19 protein-coding genes are annotated in these 21,296 nt (G+C 38.2%); 11 read left to right on the forward strand and 8 right to left on the reverse strand.

Annotated features, from left to right (window positions below; all coding sequences use genetic code 11):
• Positions 1–30: 30 nt before the first annotated feature.
• Positions 31–3,252 (reverse strand): SusC/RagA family TonB-linked outer membrane protein, encoded by a 3,222-nt coding sequence (locus tag AC1DDK_RS19120; protein ID WP_337715959.1) that lies wholly within the window; start codon positions 3,250–3,252, stop codon positions 31–33.
• A gap of 210 nt (positions 3,253–3,462) precedes the next feature.
• Here AC1DDK_RS19120 and AC1DDK_RS19125 point away from each other — a divergent pair, with 210 nt between their 5' ends.
• Positions 3,463–7,485: a hybrid sensor histidine kinase/response regulator transcription factor gene (locus tag AC1DDK_RS19125; protein WP_337715957.1), complete on the forward strand. Its 4,023-nt coding sequence runs from the start codon at positions 3,463–3,465 to the stop codon at positions 7,483–7,485.
• Positions 7,486–7,494: 9 nt separating this feature from the next.
• On the opposite strand, the gene AC1DDK_RS19130 is transcribed toward AC1DDK_RS19125, so the two are convergent.
• Complete coding sequence (locus AC1DDK_RS19130) at positions 7,495–8,193, reverse strand: DUF2461 domain-containing protein (RefSeq protein WP_337715955.1); 699 nt, start codon at positions 8,191–8,193, stop codon at positions 7,495–7,497.
• 238 nt (positions 8,194–8,431) lie between these two features.
• Positions 8,432–8,776, reverse strand: coding sequence for a hypothetical protein (locus AC1DDK_RS19135; RefSeq protein WP_288884061.1), 345 nt, complete (start codon positions 8,774–8,776; stop codon positions 8,432–8,434).
• A 102-nt stretch (positions 8,777–8,878) separates the two neighbouring features.
• Here AC1DDK_RS19135 and AC1DDK_RS19140 point away from each other — a divergent pair, with 102 nt between their 5' ends.
• The 4 genes from AC1DDK_RS19140 (at position 8,879) to AC1DDK_RS19155 (ending at position 11,014) form a co-directional block, all read left to right on the forward strand.
• Entirely contained in the window at positions 8,879–9,544 is a 666-nt protein-coding gene (locus tag AC1DDK_RS19140) for an alpha/beta hydrolase (protein WP_337715953.1), read from the forward strand.
• Positions 9,545–9,551: 7 nt separating this feature from the next.
• Positions 9,552–10,001, forward strand: coding sequence for a DUF1572 family protein (locus AC1DDK_RS19145; protein ID WP_337715951.1), 450 nt, complete (start codon positions 9,552–9,554; stop codon positions 9,999–10,001).
• Between the two features lie 146 nt (positions 10,002–10,147).
• A complete protein-coding gene (locus AC1DDK_RS19150; RefSeq protein WP_048905896.1) occupies positions 10,148–10,354 on the forward strand; it encodes a hypothetical protein in 207 nt (68 codons plus the stop codon).
• Between the two features lie 141 nt (positions 10,355–10,495).
• Positions 10,496–11,014, forward strand: coding sequence for a hypothetical protein (locus AC1DDK_RS19155; protein ID WP_337715950.1), 519 nt, complete (start codon positions 10,496–10,498; stop codon positions 11,012–11,014).
• A gap of 11 nt (positions 11,015–11,025) precedes the next feature.
• Here AC1DDK_RS19155 and AC1DDK_RS19160 read toward each other — a convergent pair whose 3' ends face one another.
• Both AC1DDK_RS19160 and AC1DDK_RS19165 read right to left on the reverse strand, forming a co-directional pair.
• Positions 11,026–11,385 (reverse strand): hypothetical protein, encoded by a 360-nt coding sequence (locus AC1DDK_RS19160; RefSeq protein ID WP_172662575.1) that lies wholly within the window; start codon positions 11,383–11,385, stop codon positions 11,026–11,028.
• Between the two features lies 1 nt (position 11,386).
• Positions 11,387–11,947, reverse strand: coding sequence for an RNA polymerase sigma factor (locus AC1DDK_RS19165; protein WP_172662574.1), 561 nt, complete (start codon positions 11,945–11,947; stop codon positions 11,387–11,389).
• Positions 11,948–12,089: 142 nt separating this feature from the next.
• Between AC1DDK_RS19165 and AC1DDK_RS19170 the strand changes: the two genes are divergently transcribed.
• Positions 12,090–12,434, forward strand: a complete 345-nt coding sequence (locus tag AC1DDK_RS19170) for a hypothetical protein (protein WP_288884067.1) — start codon at positions 12,090–12,092, stop codon at positions 12,432–12,434.
• Between the two features lie 108 nt (positions 12,435–12,542).
• Positions 12,543–14,942, forward strand: coding sequence for an outer membrane beta-barrel protein (locus tag AC1DDK_RS19175; protein WP_337715949.1), 2,400 nt, complete (start codon positions 12,543–12,545; stop codon positions 14,940–14,942).
• A gap of 35 nt (positions 14,943–14,977) precedes the next feature.
• On the opposite strand, the gene AC1DDK_RS19180 is transcribed toward AC1DDK_RS19175, so the two are convergent.
• A complete protein-coding gene (locus AC1DDK_RS19180) occupies positions 14,978–15,610 on the reverse strand; it encodes a LysE family translocator (protein WP_288884071.1) in 633 nt (210 codons plus the stop codon).
• 114 nt (positions 15,611–15,724) lie between these two features.
• Here AC1DDK_RS19180 and AC1DDK_RS19185 point away from each other — a divergent pair, with 114 nt between their 5' ends.
• Positions 15,725–17,098 carry an MFS transporter gene (locus tag AC1DDK_RS19185; RefSeq protein WP_288884073.1) on the forward strand — a complete coding sequence of 458 codons (1,374 nt, stop codon included), beginning with the start codon at positions 15,725–15,727 and terminating at the stop codon, positions 17,096–17,098.
• A 9-nt stretch (positions 17,099–17,107) separates the two neighbouring features.
• On the opposite strand, the gene AC1DDK_RS19190 is transcribed toward AC1DDK_RS19185, so the two are convergent.
• Positions 17,108–18,007, reverse strand: a complete 900-nt coding sequence (locus AC1DDK_RS19190) for a peptidoglycan-binding domain-containing protein (RefSeq protein ID WP_172662569.1) — start codon at positions 18,005–18,007, stop codon at positions 17,108–17,110.
• A 96-nt stretch (positions 18,008–18,103) separates the two neighbouring features.
• Entirely contained in the window at positions 18,104–18,595 is a 492-nt protein-coding gene (locus AC1DDK_RS19195) for a hypothetical protein (RefSeq protein WP_172662568.1), read from the reverse strand.
• A 149-nt stretch (positions 18,596–18,744) separates the two neighbouring features.
• On the opposite strand from AC1DDK_RS19195, the gene AC1DDK_RS19200 reads away from it, so the two are divergent.
• The 3 genes from AC1DDK_RS19200 (at position 18,745) to AC1DDK_RS19210 (ending at position 21,249) form a co-directional block, all read left to right on the forward strand.
• Positions 18,745–19,458, forward strand: coding sequence for a DUF4397 domain-containing protein (locus tag AC1DDK_RS19200; RefSeq protein WP_172662567.1), 714 nt, complete (start codon positions 18,745–18,747; stop codon positions 19,456–19,458).
• Between the two features lie 101 nt (positions 19,459–19,559).
• Positions 19,560–20,147, forward strand: a complete 588-nt coding sequence (locus AC1DDK_RS19205) for an RNA polymerase sigma factor (protein WP_172662566.1) — start codon at positions 19,560–19,562, stop codon at positions 20,145–20,147.
• Positions 20,131–21,249: an outer membrane beta-barrel protein gene (locus AC1DDK_RS19210; protein WP_337715947.1), complete on the forward strand. Its 1,119-nt coding sequence runs from the start codon at positions 20,131–20,133 to the stop codon at positions 21,247–21,249. The genes AC1DDK_RS19205 and AC1DDK_RS19210 overlap by 17 nt, the downstream gene beginning before the upstream one ends.
• The last annotated feature ends 47 nt before the right edge of the window (positions 21,250–21,296 follow it).

Genomic DNA, 21,296 nt, shown 5'->3' on the forward strand with positions numbered 1-21,296 from the left:
TTTGTTTAATTTGAGTACTAATTATTTAACCTAAAATGTTGCCTGTAAGCCAAATGCATATGATCTGATAATTGGATAGTTCATCCCAACCAATTCAGGATCAAAAGTTTTCGGAACACTCTTAAATTCAAATAAATTATAGGCAGAAGCAGAAAGTCTTACCCTTTGCAATTTAATTTTATTGGTAAAGCCCTTAGGAAGTGTATACCCTAATGCTAAATTTTTCATGCGCAGGTAAGCACCATTTTCGAGATACCTTGTTTGTACCTGTCTGTTCCTGCTCGCATTTTTATAGGCAGGGTAAAATGCGTCTGTACGCTCCGGAGTCCAGGAGTTATTGTAAGTTTCCCATGTACCTGTTGTACCAGCTCCCCAGTAAAGATTGTTTCCAATCCACAGGTCTCTCTTTCCTACACCCTGTACAAATATATCCAGGTCTACATTCCTGTAGCTAAAATTGGAGTTAAAGCCAAACTGATATCTTGGGGTACTATTCCCTATGATCTTCCTGTCTCCGGAATTCCCAACAGTATTATTTCCAAAATTAATCTCGTTATTACCATCAATATCTTTATATCTCACATCACCTGGAAACCAAAGGCCGGATGAAATTAGCTTTTGAGTGGGCGAATTCGCAATTTCTTCTTTAGTCTGAAAAATCCCGTAGGTTTCATAACCCCAAATCTCACCCATTTTCTGGCCTTCATATAAATACTGATCGCTTAACAGCTTGTTCGGATTATTATCAAACTTTACTACTTCCGACTGGCTATCTCCAAGCGTAAGGGCCAAATCATAATTTAATCCAAAACCTGTTGAATTTCTGTATTTCATTGTTAACTCCCAGCCTTTTGTGTCAATGGTTGCCGAATTTCTGGTTGGCGATGAAGCACCCAGAACAGAAGGATATTTTAAGCCATCAATTAAAATGTCAGAAGTCCTTCTTCTGTACCAATCAAAATTGACTTCAAAGTTTTTAAATGCTGTCAAATCAAATCCAAAATCAATTGTAGTTGCTGTTTCCCAGGTTAAATCCGGATCAACCAGGCCCGGAGGTGTAACCCCCACAGGTCTTACACCATTTAATAGGTATTGAAGCTGACTATTCGTTCCATAGTTTAAGATGTATATGTAATTGGCTACGTTCTGATTACCCAAACTACCATATGAAGCTCTTAACTTAAAATCATTGATATATGGTTTTATGCCTTTCGCAAAAGATTCCTCGCTTACGCGCCATCCCGCAGAAAATGAAGGAAAAAACTTATAACGTATGTCAGAAGGGAACTTAGAAGTACCATCATAGCGACCATTTGATTCAAATAAATATTTGCCATCATAGTTATATGTAAAACGATAAAACAGACCACGAACTGCCCATTCCTGTTCACTATCGCCTACTGTTCTTTCTCCTTGTGCCTGCCCAAGAACCGGAACATTTGAATTGATCATGTTTCTTTGGGCCGATACGCTTTGGTCGGTATACCATTCCTGGTTAAAACCCACTGTTCCATGAAAATTATGCTTATCCGCTATTGTCTTGGCATAATCGGTAAAGATATTTATGGTGTACTTATTAGAATTTAAATTATACCGGTAAACATAATCAGGATCAGTATGAACTGCAGTAAATGAACCTACTGTACTTTCCAGGCGCTCTAAACGTGGCAAAATTGTTTTTTGAATGTTGCTATTGCTTAGATAAGAAAAGTCTCCTTTTAAAGACCATTCCTTTGTAAGTGTAAAAGTTGGTGCAGCTGCTAATAAAATATTCGATTTAGTTTCCTTGTCAGACGAACCATACTCCATAAAAGACAATATATTATCTGTATATTTTTGTGGCAGATTTAAAGATGAGGGAACATGTATCGGCATATTCACATTTCGGTTAGGCTCCTGCGACATTGCTGTCCACCAGCCCCCTTTGCCCGATGGGCTAACCGGTTCTATATAAGTTGAACTGTTATAGGCTGTTCTGAAATCCATTTTAAACCACTGGTTTACTTTTGAACTTACATTTAACAAGGCGTTATAACGTTTAAAATTATCTGTATTAATCTTGTATAATCCGTCCTGGTCCTGATAACCAATAGAGCCATAAAATGATGTTCTATCGTTTCCACCCGACAATGACAAGTTATGCTTTTGCATAGGCGAAGACTTTAACAAGGCTTCCTTGTATGGATTTACATTGCCTCTCCATAGAATATTGGTTTTATTTACGTCGGCATCTGCAAAATAATAAGGTTCATTATTTATAGGGTCATCCATATACTCCTTAATCTTCTGCAGTTTCAATATTTCATTTGAACCGGCCGAAATACCTTCCAGCTCCGAAGCTTTAATACTTGCCTCCTGAATGGTATAGGCATCCAATATGTCCGGAACAGCTGTAGGTGAGCTCCATTGAAAGGAATTAGAATAATTCACTTTTGTTTGTCCGCTTTTGCCAGATTTGGTCTTTATCAAAAGTACACCAAATGCTCCTCTGGCTCCATAAATAGCGGCAGAGGCTGCATCCTTTAACAAGGTAACAGACTCTATATCTTCCGGATTTAATTGGTTAGGATCCATCTCAATCCCATCCACCAGTGTAAAAGGCTGCCCAGATGAAAACTTAATCTTATTACCATCATTCTTATCCTTATAAAAGGAAGTAGCTCCCCTGATATTGTAAGATGCAGAAGTATTAGGACTGCCATTAGAAATACTAACATTAAAATTAGGCATCACTCCTTGCAGCGCCTGACCAAGGTTCGCCGTTGGCCTGTTTTCAAGCATCTTTGAATCGATCTGACTAACTGCACCTGTTAAATTTGCCTTCTTCTGTACGCCATATCCCACTACCACTACTTCATTAAGTTTATTGTTCTCCTCCTGCAGGGCAACTTTTAAACTTGTATGCTCATTTTCAATAACAATACGTTTAGTGGTAAAACCAATGGCAGTAAATACCAATACGTCATTAACATTAGCTGTAATCTGGAAATTCCCGTTTACATCACTTGCGGTGGTGGTATTAGATTTTTCTACCTTAATGTTCACACCTGGTACCGGAAGGTTACTGGCGTCAACAACCTGGCCTTTTATTAAAGCTTTCTGCTGGCTCTTTTTAAAAGGAATTGTCTTTGGTAATGACAATTTAAGCGGGTCAGTCTTTCTTTCCGCGTGTGCGTCTAAAACTATGCTATTACTGAAAGTCAGCCAACAGATAAGTCCAGTCGCATAGAAGCGTAGATTTTTTGATTTCATGAATTCATTGTTTAGGTTTAAAGATTAGTTTGATGTTTTGGTTATAGTGGTTCATTCTGCAAACGTTTTCATATCACCTCCCTCAGTTGATAATGTTTGCATTTAATGGAATCAAAACTGGCTGTTAATTCTTTCAAAAAAGATGAAAATTCTAAATCATATGGTAGAAAATTCAAAACTAAAGGAGTATTTTCACACCTTTAATTGATTATGAAGGCATTTTGTCTCTTCTTCCTTCTACTTTTACCATTTCATAACTATGCCCAAAAGGGAGCTGCCTTCAGCAATCTTAGCATGGAAAATGGTCTGTCTCAAAGTTCCGTTATAAGTATCGCTCAGGACCAAAAACATTTTCTATGGTTTGGTACCAGACGAGGGTTGAACAGATACGACGGTTTTCAGTTTAGGATTTATACCAACAATCCAAAAGACAGTAAAAGCATACCTCATAATGTAATCGATTGCCTGTTGGCCGACTCCTTTGGTCAGTTGTGGATCGGTACAATTAATGGGCTAAGCCGATACGATAATAAGAACGACAACTTTATCAAAGTCAAAATTCTAAACGACACCATAAATTGCATCTATGAGGATCCTCAGAAAAATCTGTGGGTAGGTACTTACAACGGGCTTGGTTTACTAGACAGGAAAAGCGGCAAATTCAAAATATTCCGTTTTAATAAACTTGATAAAAACCAACGGATAAATAACATATATAGTCTGTTTAAAGATCATGAGCAGAACCTGTGGGTTGGAACAGGCTATGGATTAATACGAATGACCATAAATAACGGCCAGTCCAGGGCAGTCCTCTTCAAAAATTCAGCTCACTCCTCTACCAGCATCAGTGCTAACTATATCACCAGTATCACCAGCGATAAAGCCAACAACATCTGGATTGGTACCGACAAGGGTTTAAACTTATACCAAACAAGGGGTACATTCGCGCACTACACCCATAACTCAAACAACATCCACACCCTTGTTCATAACGACATACGCGACATCATCTGCAATAAGGACGGAACACTATGGATAGGAACACAAGAAGGCTTAAGCATATTAAACCCCAAAACAAAAATATTCACCAATTACAAACACAATCCTGATCAGAATGGAGGTCTTACCCAGAATTCACTACACAGCATTTTTCAGGATGTTAGTAACACCGTCTGGATTGGAAGCTTTTACGGTGGGGTCGATGCCCTTTTCCCCTATTCTACTGGTTTTAAAACTTATAGAGCAAGTGGACTGATTTCCAGCCTGAGCAGCAACATCGTCAGCACAATTGTTGAAGATGACCGCCACAATCTCTGGATCGGAACAGAAGGCGGTGGGCTCAACCATTTTAATCGTAGCAATAATACCTACACTCATTATAAATCCATTCCCGGTAACAACAATACATTACCCTCTAATCTGGTTAAAACGGTCCTGCGGCAAAAGAACGGCAACCTGATTATTGGCATGCACGAAGGTCTCATTAGCATTTTTAATCCGGCAACTAAGGCCTTTACCCGGCAAATAACCAATGTAAAAGACACCAGTAACAATCGGGGCAGTGCAGATATTATGACCATACTTGAAGATAGTAATGGTATGATCTGGGTCGGCTCCAGAGACGGGCTCAATAATATAAGTAGCTCTAGTGATCACACATTAAAAAGCCCCATTGAGAAAAAACTACTTTCCAGATATGTCCAAACACTCTTTGAAGACGCCGACAAAAACATTTGGATAGGCACAACCAAAGGGTTGCATCTTTACTATCCAAAAACGGGAAAGCTAGCGTATTTCACAAAAAAAGAAGGAAATGCCGATAGTTTGCAGTCAGATTACATCAACTGTATCATACAAACCTCAAATGGAAAATTTTGTCTTGGAACCTATTTTGGCGGGGTTTCCTTATTTGATTCCCGAACAGGGAAATTTAAAACCTATACACAAAAAGATGGTTTGTGCAACAACAATGTACTTGGCATTATTGAAGATAAAGAGGGTAATTTATGGATCAGCACGGATAATGGACTGTCAATACTCAATCCGATAACCGGAAAATTCAAAAATTACACTAAAAGCGATGGCCTTGCAGGAAACGACTTTAATATGAGGTCCTTTTTTAAGGACCATAACAATGAATTCTTTTTTGGAGGTTATAATGGTCTTACTTCGTTCTTTCCCAACCAGATAGAGATCAATACTCATATCGATCCTATTGTATTTACAGAGTTAAAGCTTTTCAACCAACCTGTCGCTGTAAATGGCCCGGATCAATTGCTAAAAGAAAATATTAATACTACCAAAAACCTTAGGTTCAAACATAATCACAATAATTTTAGTCTGGGTTTTGCCCTGCTAAATTACATCAGACCAGACAAAAATAAATATACTTATAAGTTAGCAGGGTACGACAAAGACTGGATCAATTCAGACATTCCAAACGCCAGCTATGCTAATCTTCCATCCGGAGAATATACATTTGTAGTTAAAGGAGTTAACAACGACGGCACACCAGGCCAGGCATCAGCAAGCATTAATATCACCATATTACCTCCTCTATGGGCTACCTGGTGGGCATATTTATGCTACCTGCTCCTATTTTCAGTCATACTCTTCCTTACCGTGAGGTATCTTTTTATACGTGCATTATTAAAACGATCAGAAGATGTGCAAAAGATGAAGTTAAACTTCTTCACCTATATCGCCCATGAGATTCGAACTCCGTTAACATTAATTCTTGCACCATTAGAAAACCTTGCTAAAACATCACAGGATAATCTGGAAATTCATCAACAGGTTATTCCAATAAAAAACAATGCCGACAGGCTAATGAGGCTTATAACGGAATTAATGGATTTTAGAAAGGCTGAAACCGGTCATCTGAAATTACACGTAACTAAGGGTAACATTGTCGCATATGCAAATGAGATGTTCCTCGCATTTCGGCACAATGCAATTACTCGTAACATTCAATACGATTTTCTCCATCAATATGACCAAACCATAGTATATTTTGATAAAGCACAGATGGAAAAAGTACTCTTCAACCTGCTTTCTAATGCATTTAAGTTTAGCAACAACGGCGGAAAGATTACATTATCTATAAATGAATATGACCAATTCGTAGAAATTAAAGTTGTAGACAATGGAAAGGGCATTCCGTATGAAAGCCAAAACAAACTTTTTAGTGATTACTTCCAGGTAGACGAGCAAGAATCTAACCATATTGGTTCTGGGATAGGTCTGGCCTTGTCCAAAAGCATCATTGAAGCTCATCATGGCAAAATAGAAATCCTAAGTAATCCAGCCACCACTCAAGAGCCTGGCTATACTTGCTTTATTGTTAAGCTTAAAAAAGGAAATTCGCACTTTAAGCCAAGCGAACTTAGTGAAGTTAAAAGTGCAGACTTCCCGTCCAAACTGTACGTACAACAATTTGTTGAAGAGGAAGCCGCTGAGCAAAATAAACACCCCAAAGCCCAGGAAACCATTCTGATCGTAGAAGATAATGCAGAGATTATGCAACTCATAGCCGGTGCTATTGGCAAACAATATCACACAAGGGAGTCTGTTGATGGGCTTAAGGGATGGGAAACAGCAATTGAATTGCTACCTGATCTGATCATCTGCGATGTAATGATGCCAATAATGGATGGATTAGCCTTATGCAGTAAGTTAAAAACAGATGAACGTACCAGCCATATTCCCGTAATTCTCCTTACTGCCAGGTCATCGCACATCCATCAGTTAAGCGGACTGGAAACCGGAGCCGATGCTTATATCACTAAGCCTTTCAGCATGGATCTGTTGCTGCTAAACGTGCGTAACTTATTGCAATCAAGAGCAACAATGCGCCAAAAATTTGTTCAGCAGGTAAACCTACAGCCTCAAGACATAACCATCAACTCTACAGACCATGCATTTATGACTAAAATCCTGGGTTATATTGAAAGTCATCTGTCTGATGAAAATTTTGGCGTACCCGAATTGGCCCAAAAAATTGGAATGAGTCAGCCCGTACTTTACAAGAAAATCCGGACAATGACAACCCTTTCTGTAAATGATTTTATCAAAACAATTCGATTGAAAAAGGCCGCTCAACTGTTAGCTGAGCATAGGTATACCATATCAGAAATTTCTTATCTGGTAGGTTTTAACGATCCAAAATATTTTAGCAGAGAATTTAGAAAACAATATGGTCATACGCCACGAGAATATATAAAGAACCTCTAATCCCAGTACTTAAATTTCAATTCCGTTAATGTCAGTGGTCAATATCTCACTCATATAATCAAAAAATGGGCGCATATTTTTAAAGGTTAGCGTTGCCTGCGCTAAAAAGCGCTCATTTAAAACCTCTTCATCAGAAAACCTTCTAATGAGCAAAAACTGCTTGTATCGTAATAAATCAATGTTTTCATGATCGGCATTGAAACCCTTAGGCGAGGTTTTCAATTGCTCTCCTTTCAATGTTTCGAATGTTGAAATAAAGGAGCCACTCTGTATGATCTCTCTTAATGGCGTGGCATCAAAACCAATATGTTCCCTTATTTGTTTTAAATCCTGTGCCGATGGCCCCCAGAATCCGCCTGCAATAAAACTATTCCCCTTCTCTATATGAAAATAGTATCCTCCCCTGCGGTACTTGGTGGCGCGCCTGAAACTACCACTCCAGTGGGTTTTGAATGGGGTTTTATCTTTAGAAAACCGGGTATCCCTATAAATACGATACACGCTTTTTCGTCCGGAAGGAGTTTCTATTACATCGTCTACATTTAGGTCCTGTAACAAGCCGTCAGCAAAGACTTCTATAAGCGCTTGCTCTTTTAGAAATTCTTCTTTATGCTCGTTAAACCACTCTCTATTGTTGTTTTCTTTTAATTGATCTAAAAAATTTAAGCTGGAAGAATGTATCTGAGGTTTTGAATGAAGCTTTGCCATATGCAAAACTAAATAAAACGATCGCCAAAACGAATATCGGCTGAACACTTTTGCGCAAATACTACATACTTAAACTTAGAATAACGGCAAGGCAACTTAGAATCAGGATAATAAAAACAGCTTTAAATAAGATATAGGTACTCATGAGATGTAATTTAAATTCATATTATTTTATTACCCGAAATTAAATCTTCAGCTAAATACGTGCATAGTAAAAATCGACCGAATTTAAATAATTCTATTTCTGCTTTTTCTCTGTAATAGCCTTAAAGCCCGTTTCAAGTACCTCCTTTAGCAATTCTCTACTATAGCTGTTTACGTATAGGCAGATATAAGGATAGTCTTTATAGTGCGGCGTAATGAAACAGCTTTCCGGATATTCCTCCAGGAATCTTTCTCTGCTTTCAAAATCCGTCCTTACAGCAAGCCATTCCCCATTCTCGTGCAGCCTGCAAAGCAAATTCTTTTTGATTTTTATTGAAGGGGTATCATAATGCGACAAGCTATCCGAAGCGTCAGGAAATTGTAGCGCAATTTGCCTTACAGGTTCAAAATCAACTGGATTGAAATTTATAGCCTTCATACCTATTAAAGATAGGAGATCAATTACAAACAACAACTGATTGTATAAAAATTGTAAGTTTTCAATGTTTAAACCAGCGTAATTAGGTAATACATTAATTTTATGTCAGCAATGACAGAAAGGATATATTTCATCAGTGGCTTGGGGGCCGACAGGCGCGCATTTAAAAAGCTTGTTTTCCCACCTAATTTCGAACTGGTTTATCTGGATTGGATTCCTGCATTAAAAAATGAATCGCTCGAGGCATACGCGCTCCGATTGGCAGCTAAAATAGATGCCTCTTCTCCATTTTACTTAGTTGGCCTATCCTTTGGTGGCATGCTGGCTACTGAAATTTCTAAGCAATTGAAGCCGTCACATACTTTTCTCATTTCCAGTACACCCGTTTTTAAGGAATTACCATGGTATTATCGGATGGCAGGTAGTTTAAGCTTACAAAAAGCAATCCCTGTCAGCCTTTTAAAACGAGGGAACAACATTGGTTTGAAGTTCCTTGGCGCTAAAACACATGAAGAAATTAAACTACTGAAACAACTTGTGATAGATAGTGACCCTATTTTTATGAAATGGGCGTTAACTTGTATCTTAAGCTGGCGGAATAAAGAAAGGCCAATAAATTTAACCCATATTCATGGAACGGCCGATAATATATTGCCATTCAGATATAACAAACCTGATATACGGATTGAAGGCGGTGGACATTTTATGGTTTATGCCAATGCAGATGTCATCTCTAAATTAATACTAAAACAAATTGCAGATTTATAAATATAATATGTTAAAAGAATCCCTAAAAACCCTCTTTACAAGAGATTTGAATAAAGTAAAGCTTGAAATTGAACAATATCAGAACGATAAAAACATTTGGCGAACTGAAAATGCGATAAGCAATTCTGCAGGTAATTTATGCTTGCACTTAGTGGGAAACCTGAATACTTTCATTGGTGCAGAACTTGGTAAAACCGGATATATCAGAAATAGAGAACTTGAGTTTTCACTAAAGGATGTTCCAAGAAATGAATTGATTAAACAAATTGAGGATACCATTAAAGTAGTTACAGACTCCATCGACCAGTTAACCGAACAAGACCTGAAAAATGAATATCCGGAGGTAAAAGTTTTAGAGAATGACAGATCAGTAAAGTACATGTTGATTTACCTCAGCTCACATTTAGCTTATCACCTTGGTCAAATCAACTACCACAGACGCCTGTTAGATGTCTAGCTCAAGAGAGCTTTCTAATACTGAACAAATTGAATAAACATACCAATTTGAATAATGGTTAAATTAGTTCTAGTGCTTTTTAAAGCATCAGGCATACCCTGAAAGGCCTTTAACGAGTAAGGAAATTTATCTTATTGTAAACAAGTATGAAAAAGTTAGAACTAAACAATTTAGGTGTTCAAGAAATGAACTCTGTTGAAATGACAAAAACTGATGGTGGCGGCATAGTATGGAGCTCTTTAGGTGCTTTATTAGGTAATGTTACTACTACTGTAAACGCTGTTCTTGGTGATACAACACAATTTTTATCTAAGCAACTAGCAACTGTTTTCAGTTTTATCCGTACTCTATAGGGGAGTTAGATTTGAAGGCCGGATGATTGAATGTACTCATTGAATTGTCCGGTCTTTTTTTTGCCCATAAATATCTAAATATTATTGCTGAACTGTAGAATTAAAGTAACTCATTTTAGTTATATTAGTAATGCAATACTTATGAGGACTTTATCTTTTCTGATCCTTCTGTTGGTCATTACCGGCTGCGACTTTAAAAATAAGTCTGCTGATACGCACACGATAGCCCCTATTGAAGGCAGCAAAAATCAATATATAACCACAAAGGAATATACAGGTGTAATCTTTGCTCCAGATACTTCGGCCAATGCCGATGAGGGCAGTGTCCAGTTTATGCCAACTGCTGAGGATATTGAAAACGCAGAGCGCATCTTCAAAATGTGCCTAAAAACAAGTAAAATCGATAAAGATGGTGTCATTGTAGATTCTACCAGAATCCAGGCACCGTCAGGGTATTTCAGACAATATCTTGGATACAAAAATAAAAACGGCGAAAAGGTTATTCTTTTAAACTGTTTTATTAAAAGTGCTGTGAGTAAAGATGAAACCTGGAAGAAAGAAATCATCGCATTTAAAGATGGTGGAAACAATTATTTCAGCGTACATATTAACCTTGCTACAAATGATTGCTTCAACTTCTTTGTTAACGGAGGTGCCTGATTATACTGTCGTTACGTTTGCGAAGCCCTCACCCACTTTTGATCAATATATTCAATTAAAAAGAAGCTAAGCACAATAAAACCCAGTATGTACCTGCCAAGTTTAATCATAGCAAGTAAGCTTACGGTTAGTTGCGGATTAAACAGCGACAATAAAGTAAGCGAAAGTGCTACAATACCGAGAATAGCCATAAAAACAAGCGCATAAGTTTTAATACCGAATGGCTTAACTTTTTGGGCAAAAACTTTCCTGGTAACCATTGTTGCAAAACCATAAGGCAAACTGCTTACAGGTTCACTTTTCAGTGCAGTTGCCAATAATTCATCCAGCTTCTGATCCCTTTTGTCCTCTCTGTTCTCATTCGCTTCCATATCATTCATTTATTAAATAAATTTCCAGTTTTTCTTTCAATAATTTCTTTGCTCTGAACAAATAATTTTTGATGGTTCCTTCAGGCATTCCTGTGATCTCTTGTATTTCGAGGTAACTAAACTCCTCCAAATGAAACAAGGTAAGTACTGAGCGGTATTGCAAAGGCAGCTGTAACAACAAATGCTGCACATAAGCTGCAACATCCTTTTTAATCATAAGTCGCTCTGGTGTCTCCTCGCTAAAGTGGTAGTTATCTATTTCATCATTATCTGCCTCACTCTTATTTTGCAGTTCCTGTTTATATTTCCTCAGGTGGTTAATAGACGTCAGGTAAGCAATTCGGGCAATCCAGGTGCTTAGTTTAGATTGAAAGCCAAATTTATTCAGTCCCTGATATACCTTTATAAAAACCTCCTGACAAATATCAGTCGCATCCTCATCATTTTTTATTAGTCTGCTTGTTACATGAAATACAAGTTTCTCATACTGCTTAACCAGAGCTTCAAATGCTCTTGCATCACCTCGCAATATTTTGGCAACTAGTTCCTTTTCATTTAACATCGTATAGTAGACACCCGGATGCTGTGTAATGTTGCAGTTTCCACAAAAAAAATAATAATTTTAAAAAGATGTATTTTTCTGCAACCTTTTTATTGGCAGGCGTGTCTACTTGGGCAATAAATCACATTTAAAAACAGACATCATGGACCACATAGAAAGTATAACCATCTCAATATCATTATTCATTATTACAGCAATCGTTGTAATTGCCATTCTCAACTTCATTTTAAAGAATCGTCTAATCAACTCAGGGCTTACAAATCCCGAAATACTAAACTCACTGGGCCAATCATTTAACCATAAGATTGCAGTACTTAAATGGGGTCTTATTCTTTTCTTTGGCGGAATAGGTTTAGTGGTTATCAATTACATTCCCGATGCCCAGGTTGATTCTCCCCTGCCTTATGGAATTGAAATGATCTTTATTGCCGCCGGTTTCCTTTCTTATTATTTCCTCGTGAGGAAATCTGAAAAAGACCAGGGCTAAAACAACCCAACCCTACTTCTTTAATTTACTGAACACAAAAAGGTCTTCAAGGGCAATGGCAGCGCTATGCGCTGTCCAAACCCTAAGGCGCTCCAAAAATCAAAACTCATGAAAAACCTTCAACTACGTTTATTTCTTATCATAGGCTTTTTCGCCATCATAACAAGTTATAATCAATCGGCTGCACAAACCAGAATACCCAACTTTTCTGTGAACGGGAAGGTTATGGATTCCGTCAGCAAAAAACCGGCCGGCTGGGCTACAATCAACATCATTAGTTCAACAAATGCAATTGTTAAGACAGGGATAAGCGACAGCACCGGTATATTTACATTAAGTCAAATACCGTCTGGAACATACAAACTTGAAATAGTGAGTATCGGCTATAAGGCCAAAACATTTGCAATATCTCTTCAGGATACTACAAAACTGCACGTTGATCAGGGTTTGGTCCTATTATCTCCAGACACCAAACAATTGAAAGGGGTAAACATTACCGGCAGCAAACCAATAGTCACTCAAGAGATAGACAGGCTTGTGTACGATCTACAAGCCGATCCGGATAGTAAAGGGAACAGCGTTCTGGAAATGATGCGTAAAATTCCTTTTGTTTCACTAGATGCAGAGCAAAACATCAGACTTAAAAATAGCACTAGTTTTAAGATCTTTATCAATGGCAGGCCATCTGGTATGATCGAGAATAACCCTAAGGAAGTTTTGCGCAGCATGCCTGCATCAACTATTGAAAAGATCGAAGTAATTACCAATCCACCAGCAAAATATGATGCAGAAGGATTCGCAGGAATCATCAATATCGTAACTAACAAAAAACCCGCCGATGGATACAATGGCTCTTTAAATCTCAATGAAAGTTTTCCTGCAGGTGGCCCGGGCGCTGGTGGATCTTTTAATTTTAAATCTGGTAAACTTATCGCTTCGGTATTCACCGGTGGCTCGCTTTCTAAAACCCCTGTCACAACAAATAATTTGATTAGAAATGCCATCGGCGATAACCCTCAAACCTTAACTCAAGATGGCGATAATAAATCTGACGGCAGAACCGGATATCTTGGAACCGATGTGAGCTATGAAATCACCCCACTACAGCTCATCTCAGCTCAGATCAATCTTAATGGCAACAAAAACGCCCAACTCAGCAACCAGGTCTCGTCGCTCACTCAAAACGGAGAATTACTACAAGGCTATCACATACAAAATACCTACGATGGCAATAGCGACTATATAGATGCCTCAGTTAACTATCAGATCTCTTCTAAATCAAAGAAAACAAGGGCGTTAACCCTATCCTATCGCTATACAAATTTTAATAGTGATGGCCAAAACGGCCTCATTCTTAGTCAAATTACAAACTATCCCTATTCCGGATTTCTGCAAAATAATCACGCCGGTTCCAATGAGCATACTGCACAAGCTGACTACTCCGATAAGTTTAAAAACTGGGGACTGGAATCGGGCATTAAGGCTATCCTTAGAAACAACAGCAGCAATTTTGATTACTCTGCAGCTCAGTTTCAGGCTAACGATTTTGAGATTTCTCAGGATGTGTTTTCTGCCTACACTTCAATAGCATACAATTATGGAAAGAACATTGGGATAAAGGCTGGATTGCGTGCTGAGCAAACCATTGTAGATGGTGATATTTCTCAGGATTATTTAAACCTGATTCCCTCTTTATCAATCGCTTATCAGTTAAAGGGCGGCGATAACATTAGTTTTGGGTTTTCACAACGGTTAAGACGCCCTGGCATCAACAGGCTTAACCCTTTTGTAGACAGAAGTAACCCAAATACAGAATCAACCGGCAACCCTAACCTTATGCCCTCGTCTGTGAATAACATACTTGCAGGATATAACCACAATGGTAAAGTTTCTATTAATCTTGGATTAGCTTATTCATTATTTGATAATCTGGATTTCAGAATTTTCACTTATGATCCGACGTCCGGAATTACCAGAAATACATTTGCTAACATTGGAAAAGGCGCTGTTCTGGCAGCAGATCTCAATTTGGGATATACGGTAACCAAGAGTCTGAACTTTAATTTTAATGGGAGCTTTAATTATTTGGATATTAAAACTGAAGGAAATGTGATACCACATTCTAAAGATTTGTTTTACAATTTTACCTTAACAGGCGGATATCGTCCAACACCAAAATGGAGATTGGGCGCAAACCTCAGTGTAATTGGAAAAAACCCTGCTTCCAAAACATTTCAGTCTATAACACAAGGACAAGTAAATACCAGTTTCAGCAGCAGCCATGAACTCATCAAAGGAAAATTAAGCTTAACAGCAGCATTAAATAATCCCTTTTATAAGTTCAGAACCCTTAAAACAACCACCACCGGGTTCGATTTTACAGAGCTAAGCCACAACCAATCTTATCTCCGTTCATACAGAATCAGTCTGAACTATAATTTTGGAAGGCTAAAAGATGAGGTAAGGAAAACCAGGAGAGGAATTAAAAATGACGATGTTTCTAATTGAGAATTAACATTTGATATTCCGTATTACTTTATTCCTTATGACTTTGTCAATGCTACCTTAATTCCCAGAATAATAAATACAGCTCCCGAGATTTTGTTCAGCCAATTTTCAGTGTTAGGACTTCGGTTAAATAACTTAGCTACATTCCCACCCATCAGCGCCAGAAAAACACACCATGCGAGCGTGATCAAAAAGATAACTACCCCAAGAATAAGGTATGGAAATGGGCTATTTATTGCCGAAGTTAAAACAAACTGGGGAAGGAAAGCCAGGAAAAACATGGCTATTTTCGGATTTAGAACATCACTTAAAAAAGCGGTCCAAAACATTTTTTCCATTCTTATATATTGAACTGGTATTGATTTTAACGCTGTACGATCACCCTTGCTGGAAAGTGCCTTATAGCCCATATAAATTAAATAGGCTGCACCTAAATATTTAACAATCATAAACGCTAAAGCAGATTTCGCGAGAATAAGTGATAATCCAAAAGCAGCTGCGCAGGTATGTACCAGTAAGCCCGTGCTTACACCTAATGCTGAGTACATACCGGCTTTTTTCCCGCTTGAAATACTTCTTGTTAAAACCAGTATGGTATCAATACCCGGGGTAATAACTACAATTATTGCTGACAATATAAAAGCACTGAAATTATCGATTCCGGTCATAGTCAAAGAGATTTAGTATTTCTGAAAATATTTTTGCTAAAATAAAGTAACAAACTGAAACTGCTAAGAAAAAACCGTCCTTTCTGTGCACCTTTGCACTTGCAAAAACGAGCGATGAGTTTATCAAACACAACAACTTCCCCTAATCATACCGTTCCCTTTGGCTGGATAGTCGGAATAACAAGTCTGGCCTTTGTAGTTGCACAGCTAGATGTTTCTATTGTAAATATTGCGTTGCCTCCTATTGCCAAAACCTATCATGCCAGTATTACTACCTTACAATGGGTAATAGATGCCTATACCCTTGCCTTTGCAGTGCTTATGCTATCTGCCGGCAATTTAAGCGATCTTTTAGGTGCAAAACGTATATTTCAACTTGGCATCTGTATTTTTGGGATCGCTTCTATAGGTTGTGGATTTGCCGGAAGCGCAGCTACCCTCATTGCATTTAGAGTACTGCAGGGAGTTGGTGCGGCCACCATGATCCCTAGTTCTCTTGCCATACTTAATCAGGCTTTTGCTCATGATCCTGCAAAGCGCGTACGTGCAGTAGGTTTGTGGACCGCGGCAGGAAGTGCCGCCATAGCTGCCGGTCCTATCGTTGGGGGCTTACTCATCCAGATTAGCAACTGGCGTTATATCTTTTTTGTGAATGTACCGCTTTGTCTCGCTGGTTTCCTGTTCAGTTTTCGTCTGGCACAAAATAAGACCTCGGTTAACAAAGGATTTGATATCGCCGGACAAATTACCTGGATGCTCTCCATTACAGCACTGATTGCGGTAATTATAGAATGGCCTAACTTTGGATTTAAAGATCCGGTAATATTTGGAGGCCTGCTTTTTAGTGCCGCTACGCTTGTGGCATTTTTAACTATCGAAAAAAGAGTGAATCACCCGATGCTGCCGCTTCATCTTTTTGACGCTCCTACGTTTAACGTACTGCTTTTACTTGGTGCCGTTTTAAATGGCGCTTACTATGGAACTGTTTTTACACTCAGTCTTTATCTGCAAAACGTACTCCATTATTCATCGCTCAACGCTGGCCTGGCTTTTCTACCTTTAACTGTAGGGTTCGTTATTTCCAATCTCATCAGCGGTCGTGTAATCAATAAATTTGGTATACGGAAACCAATTATAATAGGTCTCGCAATGTTTGCTGTTGGGTTTGCAGGGCTATTTATAGCTAAAGATAATACACCTTACTGGCAGTTATTCCTGCCATTTCTAATTATACCGATGGGTATGGGACTTGCCGTTCCCGCCATGACTAACGGTATTTTATCCAGCGTAGATAAATCATTGTCAGGTACTGCTTCTGCTGCATTAAATACCGTAAGGCAAGCTGCCGGAGCTATTGGGGTCGCAGTTTTTGGAGCTATTGGCGTAGGCGGAAGTGCCGCAATCCTACATTCTATCTCTGTTAGCGCCACAATAACAATAATAAGCACACTAGCAATAATTGGTTTAAACTTAAAATATTTAAAGTAGAATACACTTTTATGTAGGAACCTGATTATTTGGATATACATATACAAATCCAAGCGTTCTTAAGGTGTCTCTGTTATTGAGTTTCTGGTTCCTCACATTAAAACCGGAGTTGTTTCCATTAGTCATGTCATTTGCAGAAGTATTCCCTTCAACAGTCCGCATTTGCCCCCCTCCAAGCAGCTCATAACACTCCATGGCATGACCCCTTGTTGGATTGTTTATATATTGTGCTAAAGCCAAAGTGCCAATCGTTGGTACCGATGTGGTTAAGCCGGCCACCTTTTCAGATCCCTTCCAGCAATCCACACAATTAGCAGTAGCAGGAACCGGCGATTCCTTTTGATAGAAATCTTCAATTATTGCCACCTTCATCTGGGCAAAATCCAAACACCATGCATCTCCATTTCCGCCCGGCGTAAACCCCCCGGTAGTACCTTGCACTTCGCCAACGTCAGTTCCATAGTTGTTTCTCCCGTTTTCCTTAACACCCAGTTCTGCCAATGCTTCCTGTACTGCAATGCAAACCGAGCTTAGTTTTTTATTCGTCCAGAAATCCGGAATATTCCCGTTTGCAAAAAGATATGCCTCTAATCGCTGGCGCATGTTTGGATGAAGATGCCTGTCTTTCTTGTTCTTAATATCCTTGGTAATCAACGGACTATCCGTTATTACTGAAATATCAGATACAACCAGTTTTAACAAGCCTAAAGTTTTAGGGCCTATAACCCCCGATCCTTGTAACTTATTTTTTAGCTGTAATGAGATCACAGCTTGCTGGGTATTCATTCCATAAATTCCATCTGCACCTTTCGGATCAAACCCAAGCTCAATTAATCTTTCTTGTAAGATTTTTACGTCTTTTGAAAAACTGCCATAGGCAGGAATTTTAGAAATTACTAGCGTTTTCATAGAAGTCTAATTAGTGAAAGCTATCACTAATATAGACATGAGCAGAAACTTGATAAATAGTCATTTCTAATCATTTTTAGTATCCCATATACCATACTAAATCCGTATCGTATGCAGATGATGCGTTTTTGGAGGGTAGTTTAAAATAACTACAATATGTTTGTTGAAACGGCTTTTAATAGCACTATTTGCCATTCCTATCAGTTTATTTAATTTATCTGTAAGCTCCCTAAAATGCTCTTTATCATCCGGGCTTTCAGAATCATCTATTATAGGCTCAAAGTAGATCACCTCTCTCTTCCGATATATTTTCATTAAATCCTCAGCCGGATTATGATCTATCAAAAAACGCACAATACTATCAACCAGTTTATCATAATGATAATTAATGATACGGTTTTTAGTCATTAAGGAAGGCACACTAAAGTTAGTGTGTGTATTTACCTTAATCTTATTCTCAGGAACAACTACATTATTAAAATCCAAGGTGTACAAACCTTGTTTATTGTCTATTTCCTTTATAAAAGTATAGACTTCGTCATGTTCAGGTGTAATATAAATGACGCTGGTTGATAGTTCGAAACTCATAACACTTGGCCCTTAGTTCAGTATAAAAATACTTTAAAAATTTAAATAATTTACTACCCCTGTTGCTTTTTCATAATGAGGCTCGTTCTATGGGTAATAACGTTAATGGCCATTAACATTACACTATTTTATTTCACAAAAACTTAAAAATGAAAACAACAAAAAACTACCTATCGCCAGTTGCCAAAACTTTAGTGTTTGCCTTAACGTTAACAAGTATCTTTAGTTCATGTAAAAAGGATAAAGATCCTAATCCACAAACACCTAAGCCAGCAAATTTATCAATAATCCATGCCGCGCCAGGAACGCCTGAGCTTTCTTTCTTTGTAGATAAAGTAAAAAAGAATACGAAAGCATTAACGTACAACACGGTAATCGAATACCAATCAATCAGTTCAGGCAAACGGGAATTAAGCGTTACTAAAAAAGATGTATCCGATATTCTTGTAAAAGCCGATGTAACCCTGGCCGCAGATAAATCTTACTCGGTATTTGTTGCAGATAAAACAGGCAATGCACTTGTATTTGTTGCTGATGACCTAACTGCTCCAGCTGCTGATAAAGCAAAAATCCGTTTCATTAACTTAAGTCCTGATGCAGGCTCACTTGATTTGGCTGTTACCGGAAAAACAGAAGTACTTCTGGCTAAAAAAGCATTTAAAGAATCAACCGATTTCACCAATACCACAGAGGTGGGCGCCGAGATCAACTTTGAGATCAGAGAAAATGGCAAGACAACTGTACTTGCTACACTTCCAAAAGTTAAAATTGAAAAAGGAAAAGTATATACGATCTATGCAAAAGGCCTTAAAGCCGCAACAGACGACACCAAACTTGGTTTAACGGTTCTTACCAACAAATAACCTCCTATTATTTCTGGGGCTACACTTTCTTATTTATAAAAGCATTTGTGTAGCCCCATTTATGAATACCAGTTGGCGTAGAATATATAAATCCTGGAAGAGTGCTAAGAAAACTCCCGAAGCTTAAGGAAATTATTGCAGGCGTTGCTGATCAAAAAAACGCTTCAAAGGAAGTCATGTATAAAACCTACTATGGGTATTTAATGGCAGTTACCATGCGTTACATCAACAACAGAAGTGATTCGGAAGAACTTGTAAATGATACGTTTATCAAGATATTTAATCATATCACACAATTTCAGCTATTAGAATCTGCAATAGACCCCGAAAAAACATTTCGAGGTTGGATGGCAAAGATAGCCTCACGCAATTGCATAGATTACCTCCGTAAAAGGAGAACCATCAACGAGGAATTTGACGATATAGGCGAAGAAAAGCATCCACAGATCTATAGTCGTGCATTAGATCAGCTGTATGTTGAGGACATCTTAAAATTACTTAATACACTTCCTGAGTCGCAAAGGATAATCTTTAATATGTTCGAAATCGAGGGATTCTCTCATGATGAGATCTCAAAAACTTTAGGTATACCCGAAAATATCTGCAGAGTATACTTAGGCAGGGCTAAGCAAAAATTAAGAAAACTTTATAATGAATCTTTAATTGTTGAAGATGGAACATACGGATAGAGGGCTTGAAGTGATTAAATCACTTCTACAAAACAACGAAGAAGCCTACAAAGAAGGCTCATGGGAATCATTTTCAAAACAACAGCCGGCAAAAACTAAAACAAGCGGGTGGTATTGGTTTTCAGGAATTGCTGCGTCACTCCTGCTAATTTGCCTTGCTTTTTTATTCAGTTACAATCCCGATCCTAAACCGATACCATTAGTGAAGTTCAAAACTAAACCGGTGCAAAAAGAAATCATACAAGAAGTCCAGGTTAAAAAGCTCAATACAACCAATCATCACCCCGTTCAAATTAACAAAAAGCAAGCTAAAATTAGGCTTGTAAACAGTACGATTCCGGAACAAGATAAACCCATACCTGAAAATACCATGGTAGCGCAGGCAAAACCAAATGAAGAGCAGATTGATGCAGCTCGTGCACCTCGAAGCAAAAAAATAATTCCTTACACAACATACCAGGAAACCGAAAGCGCTAAAAAAACCAAAAAAGAACCTAATTGGATAGTTGGATTGGGCATGGCTACCGACTTTAGCAATTCAAAGAAATTGGGATTAGCATTTGAAGCCGTAGTAGGTTATGCCTTACATCCAAAAATCACGATAATGTTAGGCGCAGGCTATCGGGAATCCTCTGCTTTTAAAGATAATGATGGGCAGACCCTGAGCGCTACAGACGAAAAACAATTAGAATCGGCCACCGTTCGGTTATCAGGGGTCGAAATTCCATTAGGACTAAGATATAACGTTAACCAACGTCTATATGCCAAAGTTGGCGTTTCGGCCTTTGCAACTATAAAACAAAGGGGTGAGCTAACTTATGTCAGTACAGTTTCCCACACGCAAAGTATTGTAGATCCAAATGGAGAAGTATACGATAAAACCTTTACCAGTGAAGAAAGATCCGTGGTAGACATTGAAGATCAACCTCAGAATAAAGAAAAATACAAAAGCTTTATCAATATCTCTTTCGGGTACAAGTATCCTTTCTTAAAAAACAGAACCATTACGCTTGAACCTTTCTTTAAATTACCCATGCAAAGTTCTAAAATAGAAAATGTAAAGTTTTCGTCTGCCGGATTAAGGCTTGGTATCGATTTTTAGAGCCCTAGAACATAATATTCTTCAAAACAATAGGTAAATTGCATCTA

This window comes from Pedobacter sp. 05T44, assembly GCF_056395985.1.